This window comes from Malaciobacter mytili LMG 24559, assembly GCF_003346775.1.
Taxonomy (GTDB): domain Bacteria; phylum Campylobacterota; class Campylobacteria; order Campylobacterales; family Arcobacteraceae; genus Malaciobacter; species Malaciobacter mytili.
Genome location: NZ_CP031219.1, coordinates 1,826,813 through 1,842,058, shown reverse-complemented (window position 1 = coordinate 1,842,058; position 15,246 = coordinate 1,826,813). Strand labels below are relative to the sequence as shown.

12 protein-coding genes are annotated in these 15,246 nt (G+C 25.0%); 4 read left to right on the top strand and 8 right to left on the bottom strand.

Features of this window, described 5'->3' with window-relative positions:
• The first annotated feature begins 78 nt into the window (after positions 1 to 78).
• From AMYT_RS09050 to AMYT_RS09040, 3 genes are read left to right on the top strand one after another with little or no spacing between them, the layout of a single operon-like run.
• Entirely contained in the window at positions 79 to 1,992 is a 1,914-nt protein-coding gene (locus AMYT_RS09050; RefSeq protein ID WP_114842227.1) for a TonB-dependent receptor plug domain-containing protein, read from the top strand.
• Positions 1,992 to 2,450: a hypothetical protein gene (locus AMYT_RS09045; protein WP_114842226.1), complete on the top strand. Its 459-nt coding sequence runs from the start codon at positions 1,992 to 1,994 to the stop codon at positions 2,448 to 2,450. Before AMYT_RS09050 ends, AMYT_RS09045 begins: the two co-directional genes overlap by 1 nt.
• A complete protein-coding gene (locus AMYT_RS09040) occupies positions 2,450 to 4,366 on the top strand; it encodes an EAL domain-containing protein (RefSeq protein WP_114842225.1) in 1,917 nt (638 codons plus the stop codon). The genes AMYT_RS09045 and AMYT_RS09040 overlap by 1 nt, the downstream gene beginning before the upstream one ends.
• 4 nt (positions 4,367 to 4,370) lie before the next feature.
• On the opposite strand, the gene AMYT_RS09035 is transcribed toward AMYT_RS09040, so the two are convergent.
• The 5 genes from AMYT_RS09035 to AMYT_RS09015 all read right to left on the bottom strand — a co-directional run bounded on the left by AMYT_RS09035 (position 4,371) and on the right by AMYT_RS09015 (position 10,945).
• On the bottom strand, positions 4,371 to 6,755 hold the full coding sequence (locus tag AMYT_RS09035) for an HD domain-containing phosphohydrolase (protein ID WP_114842224.1): 2,385 nt from the start codon (positions 6,753 to 6,755) through the stop codon (positions 4,371 to 4,373).
• Positions 6,756 to 6,891: 136 nt separating this feature from the next.
• Positions 6,892 to 8,151, bottom strand: a complete 1,260-nt coding sequence (locus tag AMYT_RS09030) for a GGDEF domain-containing protein (protein WP_114842223.1) — start codon at positions 8,149 to 8,151, stop codon at positions 6,892 to 6,894.
• 17 nt (positions 8,152 to 8,168) lie between these two features.
• Positions 8,169 to 8,612, bottom strand: a complete 444-nt coding sequence (locus AMYT_RS09025) for a GatB/YqeY domain-containing protein (RefSeq protein ID WP_114842222.1) — start codon at positions 8,610 to 8,612, stop codon at positions 8,169 to 8,171.
• 33 nt (positions 8,613 to 8,645) lie between these two features.
• A complete protein-coding gene (gene abc-f / locus AMYT_RS09020) occupies positions 8,646 to 10,604 on the bottom strand; it encodes a ribosomal protection-like ABC-F family protein (protein WP_114842221.1) in 1,959 nt (652 codons plus the stop codon).
• Between the two features lie 92 nt (positions 10,605 to 10,696).
• Complete coding sequence (locus tag AMYT_RS09015) at positions 10,697 to 10,945, bottom strand: helix-turn-helix domain-containing protein (RefSeq protein WP_114842220.1); 249 nt, start codon at positions 10,943 to 10,945, stop codon at positions 10,697 to 10,699.
• Between the two features lie 452 nt (positions 10,946 to 11,397).
• Here AMYT_RS09015 and AMYT_RS09010 point away from each other — a divergent pair, with 452 nt between their 5' ends.
• The gene (locus tag AMYT_RS09010; protein WP_114842219.1) at positions 11,398 to 12,489 is read left to right on the top strand and encodes a sensor histidine kinase; all 1,092 of its coding nucleotides are present in this window, start codon (positions 11,398 to 11,400) and stop codon (positions 12,487 to 12,489) included.
• Between the two features lie 26 nt (positions 12,490 to 12,515).
• Here the strand turns inward: AMYT_RS09010 and AMYT_RS09005 are convergent, their stop codons facing one another.
• Genes AMYT_RS09005 through AMYT_RS08995 form a run of 3 tightly spaced genes read right to left on the bottom strand, consistent with a single transcriptional unit; the run spans position 12,516 to position 15,062 of the window.
• Positions 12,516 to 13,457, bottom strand: coding sequence for a malate dehydrogenase (locus tag AMYT_RS09005; RefSeq protein ID WP_114842218.1), 942 nt, complete (start codon positions 13,455 to 13,457; stop codon positions 12,516 to 12,518).
• A gap of 11 nt (positions 13,458 to 13,468) precedes the next feature.
• Positions 13,469 to 14,347, bottom strand: a complete 879-nt coding sequence (gene lipA / locus AMYT_RS09000; protein WP_114842217.1) for a lipoyl synthase — start codon at positions 14,345 to 14,347, stop codon at positions 13,469 to 13,471.
• 1 nt (position 14,348) lies between these two features.
• Positions 14,349 to 15,062 (bottom strand): lipoate--protein ligase family protein, encoded by a 714-nt coding sequence (locus AMYT_RS08995; protein WP_114842216.1) that lies wholly within the window; start codon positions 15,060 to 15,062, stop codon positions 14,349 to 14,351.
• Between the last annotated feature and the right edge of the window lie 184 nt (positions 15,063 to 15,246).

Below are 15,246 nucleotides of genomic sequence, written 5' to 3'. Positions count from 1 at the left end.
ATATATCTTAATTTCTTTATATTTATTAGTTAAGATATGACATAATATAGACTGTAATAATTATAAATTAGGTATTAGATGAAAAAAATTATATTCATTTTCTTTATTGTTATAAATAGTGTATTTGCAAATACTTCTATTGACTCATTATTGGAAAACTATCAAGATAGTAGTGAAGAGTCTTTGAAAACAGTAGATGAAAATCTAGGACATGTTTTTATCTATTCTCAAAAAGATATTAAACTTATGCAATATACAAAACTAAGTGATATTTTAAAAGAATTACCTTTATTAAATTACAATCAAAATAGATATGGAGTTCCAAGTATCTCTCTTCCTGGCTCTAAGACAACAGTTGGTGGTTTTGTAAGGTTTTTTATAAATGACCATGAAATCTCTTCTGTTCATACTCAATCACCTTTTTTATCTTGGGGAGATTTGCCTTTAGATATAGTTGATTATATAGAAGTTTATTATGGAGAAAGCTCTTTTTCTTTAGGTAATGATACAGGAATTTATTTTATTAGAATTTATACTAAAAAAGCCTACAAAGAAAATGGAAATACTTTACAAACTGACTTTTCAAAAAGAGGCTCAAATGAACAGTCTTTAATACATTCTCAAGTTTTTGAAAATGGATGGTCATATTTAGCTTATGTAAAAAATAGCAATATTTATGATAGTGATACTTATAAAAATCAAACATTACAAAATAATGCAAAAAGAAGATATTTATATTTTGATATAAACAACGATACAACAAATATCAATATTGGTTATGCTGATGTAAAAAAAGACAACTTTATGGGACTTTCTTTGGATGTTGTTCCCAATGATGGTGAAATTGTATCAAAAGATTTATTTATAGATATTTCTAAAAAATTTTTAGCTGATGAGTCTTTAAAGGCTTCAGTTTCTTTTGATATAAATGAAAGAGAATATTCAGAAAAAAATGACCAAGGCATAGGTTTAGTTCCAGTAATAGATTTGACTAAGATGGGACAAACTTTACCAAAAGAGTTTAAAGAAAATCTAAAATTTACTAAATTGCAAGCGCATTTATCAAAAACTTATGAATATGAAAACAATTCACTACTTTTTGGTTTTAACTTTTCAAATAAAAAATACAAAGTAAAAAATAGAAAAACAGTAAATTTTTTAAATCAAGAGATAGACCAAGGTAAATTTCATGATTTTGACCAAGAAAGGGTATATTCTTTACTTTTTCAAGATAAATATAATTTCAATGACAATATGACATTTATTACAAATGCAAAAATTGATAGATACCAAAGAAGTGGTTATTTAGAAGATACAACTGAAGAGTTATATAGAGTAGGGCTTATTTATACTCCTTTTGAAAACTTTGGATTAAAAACATTTTATACAAAAACTTATCTTCCTCCTTCTTTTTATAATATTGATTTTGTAGATAAAAAAGATATTTATTTAGACTCTCAAAAATATAAGATTTTTAGTATTGAAGGGGTATTTACTACTGAAAAATCAAAGAGTAGATTAAAATACAATGATGTAAAGATTGAAGATTTTGTATATTTAACACCTGTTGGTTTTGTAAATATTGACCATACTATAAAAACAAAAGGTTTAATATTTTTATATGAATATCTATTCTCAAATAATAAAAAATTAGAATTTAATTACTACACAACAAAGCTAAGTGAAACTTTAAATAATTCAAATAAAGGTGGATATTTAAAATATATGAGCAAAAGTGGTAAATTTGAATATTTTACTTCTTTAATATATAAAAACTCATATAGATACCTTGATGTAAGAGTTCCTAGTAGTTTTGATTTAAGTTTTGGTGTTACATATAACTATACAAAAGATTTATCATTTAGTGCAAAAGCTATGAATGTGTTGGATAAATCAACACAATCTTTATACAAAGATGGTTTCCCTGGAAGTGATTTTGCATTTGAAGATTATGGTAGAGCTTTTAATATCTCTATGAAGTGGGTATTCTAATGAAAGTATTAGTTTTATTATTTATCCTTATTTCATCTGTTTTATCAAGTCAATATACTTTTTTAGTAAATAAATATAATAAAGAGATAGAATTAGAAGCAAAGATTATCTTCAATATTGCTTCACTTATTTCTAAAAATGAAGAAATAAAATTATATATACCAAATATTTCAGAAGATGAAAAATCAATTTATTCAAAATTTTTCAAGTTAAGTGAAACTTGTGAAAGTTCAGATTTTGTTTTTATAAAAAAAGTAAATAAATCATTTGTTCCTTGTAAAGGTAAAAATAAATATTTTTTTACTAACAATTATAAAAAATTACTAAATAATGAGGAATTTTTTGGTGCATTTTTCTGGACTAAAAGTAGACCAAATATAGTTTTTATTAAAAATAGATTAGAAAGTAGAAAAATTTCTCTTCCAAAAAATTATCAAAAATTTATAGAGGATTTTTAATGAAAAAAGTTTTTTTCTTTAAAAATTCATTGTTTTTAATCTTTTTTGTTGTAGTAGCTTCTTTTATACTGCTTTTTTTATTGTATGGTACTGTAAAACTTGAAAATACTATTCAAAAGAAGATGGTAGAAATCTCAACTACTGATGTGATTTCTATTATTAAAAATAGTGCAGAGACTATAAATAGGCAGTTAGACAAGACTAAAAGTTATAATGTTCAAATAAAAGAAAATGAAGCCTTACAAAAAGATATAGAAGAAAAACTAGAAGCTTTAATCACTCAAAATATAAAGTATGTATATCTTTTGTATAAAGATGAAAGAGGAGTTTTTAGATTTTTAGTAGATGGAGCAAAATCTGAAAATAAAGCTTTTATAAATCAAAAATTTGACATAGATAATGAAAAATGGCTAAGTATCTATACTACAAAAAAACCTACTTTAATTAAGAATAAATATCTAAAACAATTATCAATAACATATTTAGTTCCTATTTTAAATAATGATAATGTGGAGTTGGTTTTTGCTGTAGATTTCTCTGTAGAAAAGCTTGATGAGATAAATAAAATCATCACACTAATGAAAAATGGAATTATTGGAATTATCTCTATTTTAATACTTTTTTTAATTGTATTAATTATTCAAGCTATTAAATATTTATCTGTAAAAAGAAGTGCTTATATTGATAGGCTTACAAATGTTTATAATAGAAACTATTTACATGAACTTGAAACCTTTATAAATTTGGACCAATATATAATTGGTGCAATTGATATTGACCATTTTAAAGTGATAAATGATACTTATGGACATGATATAGGAGATAAGGTTTTAAGACAAATTTCTCATATTATTTTATCTTCAATTAGAGCAAAAGAAGATATTGTAATAAGATATGGTGGAGAAGAGTTTTTAATCTTAGCAAAAGTTAAAAGAGAAGATAGATTTATAGCTTTAAATGTAATAGAAAGAATTTTTACAAATATTCAAAAAAGTAAAATCCATATTTCAAAAAAAGATGTTTTAGAAGTTAGTGTTTCAATTGGAGTAAATTTAGAACCAAATAAATCAAGAACTTTTTCTCAAGCTTTTAAACTTGCTGATATTGCTTTATACAATGCAAAAAATAAAGGAAGAAACAATATTCAAATCTATGATGAAACAAATAAAAGATTTGATGATAATAATGGTTTATTATCAATAAATGAGATAAAAGAAGCAATTGAAGAAAAAAGAGTTATTTGTTATTATCAAAAAATTGTAAATGATGAAGAAGAAAAATATACTCAATATGAAGCACTTTTAAGAATAGTTGATAAAAATGGAAATATTGTTACTCCTGATAAGATTTTACCTGTAATTAAAGGAACTTTTTTACTAAGAAATATCTCTAAAAGAGTTTTAAAAATCTGTTTTGAAAAACTTTTAGAAGAACCAAATATTATGATTAATGTTAATTTAAATCCACAAGATATTGTAAATGATTCAGTTTTAGATATTTTAAAAAGATTTGCTTCAAAACCAAATATCTCAAATAGATTAGGTATTGAAATATCAGAAAGTGAAGATTTAATTAATTGTAAAGATTCTAAAGAAAATATTTTATTATTAAAACAATTGGGATATAAAATATATATTGATGATTTTGGAAGTGGATATTCAAACTTTATTTATCTTGCTGAAGTAAATAGTGATTTTATTAAAATTGATGGAACAATTATTAAAAAGATTTTAGATGATAAAATCGCCTTTTTACTTGTGAAAAGTATTGTACAGTTTGCAAAAGAAGCAAATATAGAAGTTATTGCAGAGTATGTATGTAATAAAGAAATCTATGAAAAAGTTAAAAGTTTAGGTATAAAGTATTCTCAAGGTTTTTATTTTTCTATTCCAAAGGAATTTGATAAAAAGAGTTGATATTTCAAATATATTTTGAAATATCAACTTCATCAATTTGTTCTTTTTTTAGATATTTTAAAGCATACTCTTTATATGCCCCTGAAGTTAAAAATAGTTTAAAAATATCTTCATCTATATGTTTATCTTTTGCCATAAAGTTTAAGATTTTAATTGACTCGCTTAAAGTTTTTGCATCTTTATATGGTCTATCTGAAGCTGTTAGTGCTTCAAAAATATCTGCAACTGCCATTATTCTAGCTGGAATTGACATTTGTTCTTTTGTTAATTTTCTAGGATAACCTGTGCCTATTAGTGTTTCATGGTGAGCACCTGCATATTCTGGAACTTTTTTTAATCCTTCAGGAAAAGGAAGCTGTTCTAACATAATGATAGTCATAGCCATATGTTCATTAATCTTAAATCTCTCTTCAGTATTTAAAGTCCCCTTTTTTATAGTAAGGTTATATATCTCTCCTAAATTATATAAATATTCAGGTACTTCTATTTTAAAATTATATTTATCATACTCTTTTATTTGTGAAGGATCTCTTTTTATAAGATGCTCAAGTTTATCACTTAAAAGATTTTCTATTTTTGGTGTTTGAATAGATACTAATCTTTGTTTTTCTTCATTTGATAAACCTATTGTATTATCAAAATTTCTTATCCAAGTTCTTTTTGAAATCTCTTTTATTTTTTCTATATCTTCATCGGTCATAAACTCAGAGCCAATATTTGCCTTTGCAATAGCTTCAAACTCTTTTATTAACTCTTCTTGTTCTAGTTTTGCTTTTTGTTTTTCTTTAGTTTCATTAGCCCCATTTAAAATATTTTCATACATTTTAATAGTAATATCTCTATGTATTACTTCAAATCTTGTTCTTATTTCATGAATTCTATTATAAATTGTTTCTAACTTTGTAGCTTTATCTACTACATATTCAGGTGTAGTTATTTTTCCACAGTCATGCAACCATGCAGCAACACTTAATTCTCTTTTTTCTTCTTCATTTTTTAATTCAAATTCTTTAAATATTCCCTCTTTACACTCACTTGCTTTTTTTGCTAAAAGCATTGTTAAAATAGGTACTCTTTCACAATGTCCTCCTGTATATTTTGACTTCGCATCAATAGCATTTGCAAGAAGTTTTATAAAAGAATCCATAAGCTCTTTTTGTTTATTTTCATACTCTTTTAAAGAATTTGACATATTAACTAAAGAATTAGATAACTCATGTAGCTCTTTTATATTGGTATTGATATTTTCTACTTTCTCAAAATTTCTATTTATGATTTTTTCATTTTCTTTTGCTAGTTTATGAATAGGATTAACCAAGATTTTTGTTGAATACCAAATTAAAGGTATGGTAAAAGTTAAAATCACAATAGTTATAAAAAAAGAGTAATATATTTTTTTTGTAAAAGAATACATAATATTTTCAATAGGAGTTAAGATTACTAAATCCTCCTTTTCACTATATTTTGAATCAATTTTTGAAAAATATAAAAAATATTCTATATTATCAATTTTTATAATATTTTCTTTTAGAACTTTTTGTTTATTTAAAACTTTTAAAATCTCTTTATAAGGGAATAAATTTGGATTTTCATTCTTTTTAAAGCTATAATTTATAGAAGCAATTAACTCTTGAGTATTTTTAAATAAAAATAATTGACTTTTTGAATCTACTTGATTACTTAGAAAATTATTAATACTTTCCAAAGAAATATCAATCCCAAAGACACTATTGCTATTTTTTATAGCTTTAGCGTAAGTTATCCCTTTAGCTTCTAAATTTATGTACATATATGGTTTTGTTTTTATAATATCATTATTTTTAAGTGCTTCAAGAAACCAAGGTCTTAAACTTGGATTATAAATTGCTTCTTTTTTTATACTTCTTACTTGTTCAAGATTTTTATTTAAAAACTCTTCATATTGAACTCTTTTTCCCTCTTCCTCATATATTTTAATAATAAGCCATCTTTCATCTTTTTGTTTTTTATATTTTTCTTCTAGTTTTTTACTAATTTCAAGATTTATTACCTCATAAAAATTTCCATTTTTATTTCCCACATATAAAGCATAAATATAAGGATTATTATTTAAAGTGGTAGTTAAAAGTGGAAGGAGGGGATGTCTTTTATTTTTTAAAGCAGTTTCTTCAGAGGCTTTATACAGTTCAAAGATAGAGATAATGTCATTATTTCTTTTATCTGTTTCTTTAACTTTTTGTTCAACTTTTTGAGAAATTTGGTCAAATTTCTCCTTTGTGGCACTAAAGGCAAGTTCCTTAGAAAAGTAGTAATTTAAAGAAAGAGTTACAACAATTACTGAACTAATAAGTGCAATCAATATAAAAGATATTGTAGGCCTTATTTTTATATAGAATTTTGTTTTTTTCATTCTAGCTCATTTGGATTTTTCTCAGAACTATTTTAGTAAAAAAAAATGGGGATAACAATGGAAAAATATATTATTTTTTAATTATTTCAAAAAATGTTAAGGAATGTATCAAAATATAAATAAGTAATTTACTTATTTATATTATTGTATGGTCTTCTAATATAATCTTATTTCTTCCAGCTTCTTTTGCTTCATATAGAAGCATATCTGCCTTTTGTAAAGCACTATCAAATGAAGTATGGTCATTTCTAATAGTAACTCCAGCTGAGAAAGTTATTCTTATTTTATATTTCCCATAAACAAAATTATTTTCTGTAACAATACTTTTTATTCTTTTTAGGTATTTTAGAAGTTCTCTTTTTAGGTTAAAGTGAATTATTGCAACAAACTCTTCACCACCATATCTTCCTACAATATCTAATTCTCTAGTATATTTACTTAAGATTTTCCCAAAAGTTGAAAGTATCATATCTCCACCTGCATGTCCATATGTATCATTTATAGCTTTAAAATGGTCTATATCAAAAAATACTATTGCATATTGTGTGCTATTTCTTTCATAGTTTTTTTCAACTTTATTTGCTTCATATTCAAAAGCTTTTCTTGTAAGAACACCAGTTAAGTGGTCTTTTATACTCTCTTTTTTTGATTTATCAAGCTCTTCTTCAAGCTTTTTAACTTTTGCTTCAAGCTCTTCCACATGAGTTTTACCAGAAGATAGTTTTTCTTCTACTTGATGCATTTCATTTTCAATAGACATAGCCGCACTTATAAGTTTGCTTTGTAAGTTTGTAAGCTCTTCAAGTCCATTTTCAGTTAGATTTATAGCTTTTATTTCATCTTTTATACTAGAAACTTCATCTCCACTATTTCCACTACTAGAAATTGCATCATTTAAATATTGTCCCATTAGTGTTACAAGTTTTGCAATTTCTGCAGTTTTTTGTTTTACTATTTTTTGGTCTGCTTCAAACCTTTTTGTAATAAAACTTTGCATCTCTTTTTGAATATCTTCTTCAAAAAGTAATGCAGGAGAATTTCCGATTTTTACAGAGAATTTTGTTAAGCTTTCATCTAATCCAATAGAAATTGAAGGTGTTACTGATTCTTGAAATAAAGAAGTTAAAGTTTTAAGATTTTTTGTTGCTACTCTATTTAATAAAATAGGTATCATATCTTCAAAAGTAGTGATATTTTTATCTTTTATCTCTTTTTGTTCTTCTTCATTTAATTTACTTATTAGTTCTTTAAATTGTTTACACTCTTTTATATTTAAGTCATATGTTTTTGCAACATTGCAAAACTCTTTATGATATTCATTTGGTGTAGGAAGTATATTTTTTGCAAAAAGATTTCTAATTGTATCTTTTGCTATATCTTTTATATCCGCAGGCATAATCTTCCTTATTTATATTAAGCTAGTAATTTTTTTACCATTTCATTAATTCTTTTTCCATCTGCAACACCTGCAAATTTCTTAGTAGCAACACCCATTACTTTTCCCATATCTTTAACTGATGATGCACCAACTTCAGTAATGATTTCTTTCATTGCATTTTCTAGTTCTTCATCTGATAATTGTTTTGGTAAATAACTTCTAAATACTTCAACTTGCTCTAATTCTTTACTTTCAAGGTCTTCTCTATTTGCATCTTTGTATTGAACTGCTGCTTCTTCTCTTTGTTTAATACCTTTTTGAATTAGCTTTAAAATGTCTTCATCATTTAAATCTTTTCTTTCATCAACTTCAACTTGTTTAATCATTGTATTTATAGCTCTAATAGAGTCTCTTTTTACTAAATCTTTTGCTCTCATTGCATCTTTTAAATCTTCTTTTAATTGCTCTTTTAAACTCATATAAATCCTTATTTTTTATCTAATTATAGCCATTTATGCATTAAAGCTTTCTATTAACTCTTCTAGTTCTAAGAACCTTTCTACTTTAGTCTCATATATAGCTTCTACCTCTTCAAGTTCCTTAGAAGTTGCCACTATTCCTCTTATTTCATAACAAGCAGGATTTGCTAAGCAAGCTCTTAATTCTTCTATTTTTTCTTCAAGTTTTTCTATTTCTTCTGGTAAGCTATCGTATTGTCTTTGGTCTTTATAGCTTAATTTAGTTTGTTTTTTTTGCTGTTTCTTTTCATTGTTTGAGTTATTAGTCTCTTTTTCTAACTCTTTTTCAAATTCCATAAGATCTTTTATCTCTTTTTCTATTTCTAGATATTCAGTATATGGTTGAAAACTCTCTTCAACTATCCCATTAATACCTTTAAATACAAAAAGTTTAGTTGCAATTTTATCTACAAAGTATCTATCGTGGCTTACAAATATAAGTGCACCTTGGAAGTTTTGTAAGTACTCTTCAAGAATATTAATTGTAGGAATATCTAAATCATTTGTAGGCTCATCTAAAATTAGACAATCGTAGTTTTTTGTAAATAAAAGAGCTAAAGCAACTCTGTTTTTTTCTCCTCCACTTAAAACACCTACTTTTTTATCTAAATACTCTTTTGGAAATAAAAAATTTTTCAAATACCCAAAAACATGCATATTTCTTCCATCATCTAAAACTACTCTATCTCCACCATTTGGACAAAAAGTTTCAATCAGCGTTTTTGAATCATCTAGCATTTCTCTATGTTGGTCAAAATATCCAATTGAAAAGTCTCCTTTTTTAAAGTTTCCTGAATCAATTTTTAGTTTTTCTGTGAAAAGCTTTAGCATTGTTGATTTACCTGTACCATTTGGCCCAACAATTGCAATCACATCTTTTTGTAAGATTCTAACAGTAAAATCTTTTATTAAAAGCTTATCTCCTAAAGATTTAGTGATTTTATCAAGTTCAAAAAGCATTTTTCTTTTATTTTTAGTTTCACCTGTTGTATTATTAAAAGACTTTTGTTCCCTTTGTAGTTCTACTGTCATCTTTTTTATTTGAGCAGGATTTGTTTTTGCTTTTTTCTTTAATTCAAAGTATTCAGCTTTTCTTCTTTCATTTCTTTTTCTTCTTGCTGTAATTCCTCTTTGCATCCAATGAGCTTCTCTTTTTACAAGCCTTAAAAGATTTTCATGGTCTTTTTGCATAGAGGCTAAAATCTCCTCTTTTTGTCTTAGATAATCACTATATCCACCATTAAATTTTCTAAGTGTTCCATCTTCTATTTCTACTATACTTGTAGCAATATTATCAATAAAATATCTATCATGAGAAATAAATAGTAATGTAAAGTTATTTTTGATTAAAAGACTTTCTAAAAACTCTACCATATAAACATCAAGGTGGTTTGTAGGCTCATCTAAAAGTAAAATATCAGGTTTTTTAAGTAAAAGTCCAGCTAAGCTTACTCTTCTTTGCTCACCCCCACTAAGTAAGTTTACATCTTTGTTTTCAAACTCTTTAAGCTTAAACTCTTTTAGAACTCTTTCTATCATATTGTCTAAGTCCCAAGCATTGTGAAAGTCAATAAATGTTGCTAATTCACTTTGTTCTCTTAATAAATCTTCATTTTCATAGTCAGTTGCAAGCTGATGTGTTAGCTCTTCATATCTTGTTCTTGCTTGATTTAGTTCTGTTAATTGTTTTTCAATTGCTTGTCTTACAGTAAGATTTGCTTCAAATTTTGGTTGTTGTGCAAGCATCTCTATTTTTACTGATTTATCAATTGATTTTTCTCCAATATCAGGCTCAACTTCTCCTGTAATTACTTTTAATAAAGTTGATTTTCCTTGCCCATTTTGCCCGATAACAGCAATCCTTTGACCGGGTGTTAATGTAAAATTTACATCTTTTAATATTACTTTTGTATCGTATTGTTTATTTATGTTTTGTAGGTCTATTAGTGCCATGTATTTTTAAGATTTCCTTATAAGGTAAAAAAATATAGTTTTATTTATATCTTACAGTTTATCTAAAAATGTGTTAATTCCTAATAATATAGCTATTTTCTAAAAAATTCACAAATGTCCACATTAAATATTATTGAGAGTTTATATAGTTGATTTAGATTAAATTTTTTTTTTGATTTTTCTGATTCAGCATTTGTTATAAATGAAGGATTAGAAAAGCCAAGAGCTAAACTGACATCTAGTTGAGTTAGTTTTTTTTCTTTTCTTATTTTTCTTATATTTTTTGAAATATTTTGATGAAATTTTTCAGATTCTTCTTCTGTAAATTCAGAAATAAACATCTGTCTCCTTAATAATTTTAAGGGAATAATATTACTATTAGGTAATATTTAATAATACCCTATGGTAATATCTGATAAACTTTTAATTGTGTAGTAATATATATGTTTTAAAAAAAATTTATATTAAAAATAATTTTTTATTATTTGATAAAATAGAAGTTTTTGTTTATTTTTAAATATAAATAAAAAGAATAAAACTTTAATTATAAAAAAGTATTCTATTAAATTTTAAAAAAGGATAGAAAAATCATTTGTTTTAAGATATATATATTAAGAAATTATCAAAAAAAGATTTCTCTTTGAAGTATACTAAAAAAAATAGGTAAATAAATAATTTAAAATAATAAAAAAATGTATCAAAATGTACAAATCTGTAAAAAAATACAAAATATAATAATAAATATTATTTTAATTAAGTTTTTTTAAGCTACAATTGATAAAAGGAAAAAATTATGAAAAAAATTATTAATTCTTTACCTATTTTAATAGATGATTTATCTTATGGTTGTTTATGTGTAGATGAATATGGTGATATTCTTTATGCAAATAAAATGCTTTGTCAAATGCTTGAATATAAAAAAGAAGAAATTTTATATAAAAAAATTTGGAAAATTGATGAAAGTATAAATAATGTAGATGAATTAAATGAAAAATTCATTGAAATTACAAATGAGCCAAATAGCAGTATTATTTTAAAGTATAAAAAGAAAAGTGGTGATGTTATGCTTTCTAAATGTTTACCTACTTTATATATAGATAAGAATGATAAAAATTTATATTTATTAATTATAAAAAATATAGAAAATATCTATTCAGATAGAAATATACTTTTAAATAAAGACTTAGAAAAGTATATTCAACTTGGAGAGATGATAGAAGATATTTTACATCAATGGAAAACTCCAATCTCTTTGATACTTACAACTACAAGTGGTATAAAATTAAAAAATGAGTTAGATTCTTTAAGTGATGAAGACTATATGCTTTGTATTGAGTATATAGAAAAAAGTGCAAAATATCTAAATTCAGTTATTAATACTTTTAAATGCTTTTTTAATAACAAAAATGAAAAAGAAAACTTTTTAATGGAAGAGATATTTAATAATGCCTCATTTTTACTCTCATCCAAATTGAAAAATAGTAATATTGAATTAGTTATGGAAAATTATAATAAATCAATCTTTTCTTATAAACAATTATTTATTCAAATAGTCCTAATTTTAATGAATAATTCAATAGATGCTATTGATAATACAAATAATGAGAAAAACTATATTTTTATTGATTCTTTTGTTGAAGAAAATAAATTTTATTTTCTTATTAAAGACAATGCAGGTGGAATAAACAATGAATATTTAAAAAAGATTTTTGATTATAAATTTACAACAAAAGGCGATAAAGCTTCAGGAATAGGGCTGTATATGATAAAAACTATTTTAAATAGAGAGTTTAGAAATTCTTCAATTACTTGTAAAAATAAAAATTTTATATATAAAAATAAAGAATTAAGAGGTTTAGAGTTTCTTATCTCTTTTGATCTATAAAAGCTACACTTAAAGTGTAACTTTTATTAAGCGAAGAATTTTTCTTCTAAAGTATTTACTAACTCTTTTACAGAAGCTATAGATTTTGCAAATTCAGCATTTTGTTTTTCATCTAGTTTAAGTTCAATTACTTCTTCTACACCATTTTTACCAAGTCTTACAGGTACACCTGCAACGATATTTTCATATCCATATTCACCCTCTAACATAACTGCACAAGGATAAACTTTTTTATTATCATTTAAAATGGCTTCAACCATTAATGAAGTTGAATATGCAGGTGCATAGTAAGCTGAACCTGTTTCAAGTAATTTTACAATTTGTGCTCCACCGTGTCTAGTTTTAGTAATAATTTCTTCAATTTCATCATTATTTAAAACTTTATCTAAAGGTTTTCCTGAAACTGTTGAATAATTTGCCAATGGAACCATATCATCTCCATGTCCACCCATAACAGAAGCTTCAATTTCACCTTCTGCATATCCAAGTTTTTCTTGAATAAAGTGACTCATTCTAGCACTATCTAAAATACCAGCCATTCCCAATACTTTATTTTTATCTAAATTTGCAGCTTTTAGTGCAGTGTAAACCATAGCATCAAGTGGATTTGATACAATAATATAAATTGCATTTGGGTTATATTTTGTTATATCATTCATAACAGAAGTCATGATTTTCGCATTTGTTAAAAGTAAATCATCTCTACTCATACCAGGTTTTCTAGGGATTCCCGCAGTAATTACAATAACATTACAATCACAAAACTCTTCTGCATTATGAGCAAATTTAACAATAGTTTTTGATTTAGCAGCATTTGCAGCTTGTGAAATATCTAACGCCATAGCCTCAACAATATTTTCTCTTAAATCTTTTAAAACAATCTCATTACAAATATTTTTTGAAGCTAAATTAAAAGCTAATGTTGCACCAACATTTCCTACACCAATTATTCCAACTCTATTTTTCAAGTATAATCCTTTCATATATTTTTATTATTTGATAAATATTCATGGGCTAAGTATGAACTTCTTGCGTACGGAGTACTATGTACAAACTCAAACCCTAAATCTAAAGCAAGTTGTTTATATCTTGCAAACTGTTCTGGTTTTACGAACTCAACAACTTTTTCATAATCTCCAGATGGAGCAAGATATTGACCTATACTTAAGAATTTACATCCTACTGCAATTAGGTCTTTAAATACTTGTACCATCTCTTCTTCTGTTTCTCCAAGTCCTACCATAAGAGCACTTTTTGTTTTGATTTTATCTTTTCCTAGCTCTTTTAATCTTTTTAACACATATAATGATCTTTCATAAGAAGCATTTCTTCTTATGTGATATAGTGAAGGAACAGTTTCTACATTATGTCCAATAATTACTGCACCACTATCTACAACTTTTTGTAAAGACTCTTCATTTGCTTTAAAATCAGGTATTAAAATCTCCACTTGTGTTCCTGGAGACTTTTCAATTATATTTTTAGTTACTCTATAAAATTGGTTTGCTCCACCATCTTCTAAGTCATCCCTTGCTGGGCTTGTAATAACAACAAATTTTAATCCAAGTTTTAATACAGAAGTTGTAACTCCATCAATCTCAGTTAAATCAACTTCTGTTGGTTTACCTGTATGAACATTACAGTAAGTACATCTTCTAGTACAGATATTTCCAAGGATTAAAAATGTAGCATTTTTCTTTGCATAACATTCACTAATATTTGGACATTTTGCCTCTTGACAAATAGTATGCAATCCATGTTCACCAAGTAATGCTTCCATCTCTTTTTGAGCTGTAGGAACTAATCTTTTTCTAAGCCATTGAGGTTTTTTAAAATCTACTTTTTGTACTGCTGTCATCTTATTCCTCTAATATTTTTGTAAGTTTTTCACTCTCTATACTATTTAAAGAAGAGTTTAAAAACTCAACATCAAAACTTTCTTTAAAAGCTTCAATTACTCTTTTTGTAGCTTCTTCAAAGTCCATATTTATATTAAACTCTTCTAAACTACTTCCAACTCTTTTTTTATTATTTAATCCATATATAGGAATAGAACCATGTTGAAATATCATTTTTTTTGCTCTTTTTTGAGCATTTCCACCTATTTTAGTACCATTTACTAAAATATCATAAGCTTCATAACCTATTTGACAAAATTCATGTTTACTAAGTTGTACACTTGGTAAATCTTTTGCAAAAGCTGCTTCTAATCCTAAGTTTTTATAAAAAGTTAAAAGAAACTGACAAATTCTTTCATAACTTTGTTTTACACTTAAACCTTCAAAATCATTACTTGGTAAAACAAGACTATATGATAAGTCATGTCCATGAAATAAAACTCCACCACCAGTAATTCTTTTGGCACAGTTGTTTTTATACTCATTTATAAACTCTTTATAGTCTTCACATTTCTGTGATAAACCCACAGTAAAAGAGTTTTCCCAAGTATAAAGACGCAAAATAGGTAAGTCATTTTCTTTAAAACAACTTGCTAAAGCTTTATCTATACTCATATTAACTTTTGCATTTTGTTTATTAGAAACAATCAATCTAAATTTTTTATTTTTAATCATAACTACTATTTTTAATTTTTAAGTTTTCAATGAATTAATAAATTCTTTTTCGGTAAAATTATAACTTTTATTGAAGCGAAATGCATTAATATAAGCGCTTTAATCTAAAAAATTAAACAAAAATTAATTTTATAGGTTAGTTATTACATAAGAATTACATAAATATAGTCTAAAACTTAATTAT

Coding starts and splice junctions, on each gene's coding strand:
- AMYT_RS09050 (WP_114842227.1), top strand. CDS start 79: ATGAAAAAAATTATATTCATTTTCTTTATTGTTATAAATAGTGTATTT.
- AMYT_RS09045 (WP_114842226.1), top strand. CDS start 1,992: ATGAAAGTATTAGTTTTATTATTTATCCTTATTTCATCTGTTTTATCA.
- AMYT_RS09040 (WP_114842225.1), top strand. CDS start 2,450: ATGAAAAAAGTTTTTTTCTTTAAAAATTCATTGTTTTTAATCTTTTTT.
- AMYT_RS09035 (WP_114842224.1), bottom strand. CDS start 6,755: ATGAAAAAAACAAAATTCTATATAAAAATAAGGCCTACAATATCTTTT.
- AMYT_RS09030 (WP_114842223.1), bottom strand. CDS start 8,151: ATGCCTGCGGATATAAAAGATATAGCAAAAGATACAATTAGAAATCTT.
- AMYT_RS09025 (WP_114842222.1), bottom strand. CDS start 8,612: ATGAGTTTAAAAGAGCAATTAAAAGAAGATTTAAAAGATGCAATGAGA.
- abc-f (WP_114842221.1), bottom strand. CDS start 10,604: ATGGCACTAATAGACCTACAAAACATAAATAAACAATACGATACAAAA.
- AMYT_RS09015 (WP_114842220.1), bottom strand. CDS start 10,945: ATGTTTATTTCTGAATTTACAGAAGAAGAATCTGAAAAATTTCATCAA.
- AMYT_RS09010 (WP_114842219.1), top strand. CDS start 11,398: ATGAAAAAAATTATTAATTCTTTACCTATTTTAATAGATGATTTATCT.
- lipA (WP_114842217.1), bottom strand. CDS start 14,347: ATGACAGCAGTACAAAAAGTAGATTTTAAAAAACCTCAATGGCTTAGA.
- AMYT_RS08995 (WP_114842216.1), bottom strand. CDS start 15,062: ATGATTAAAAATAAAAAATTTAGATTGATTGTTTCTAATAAACAAAAT.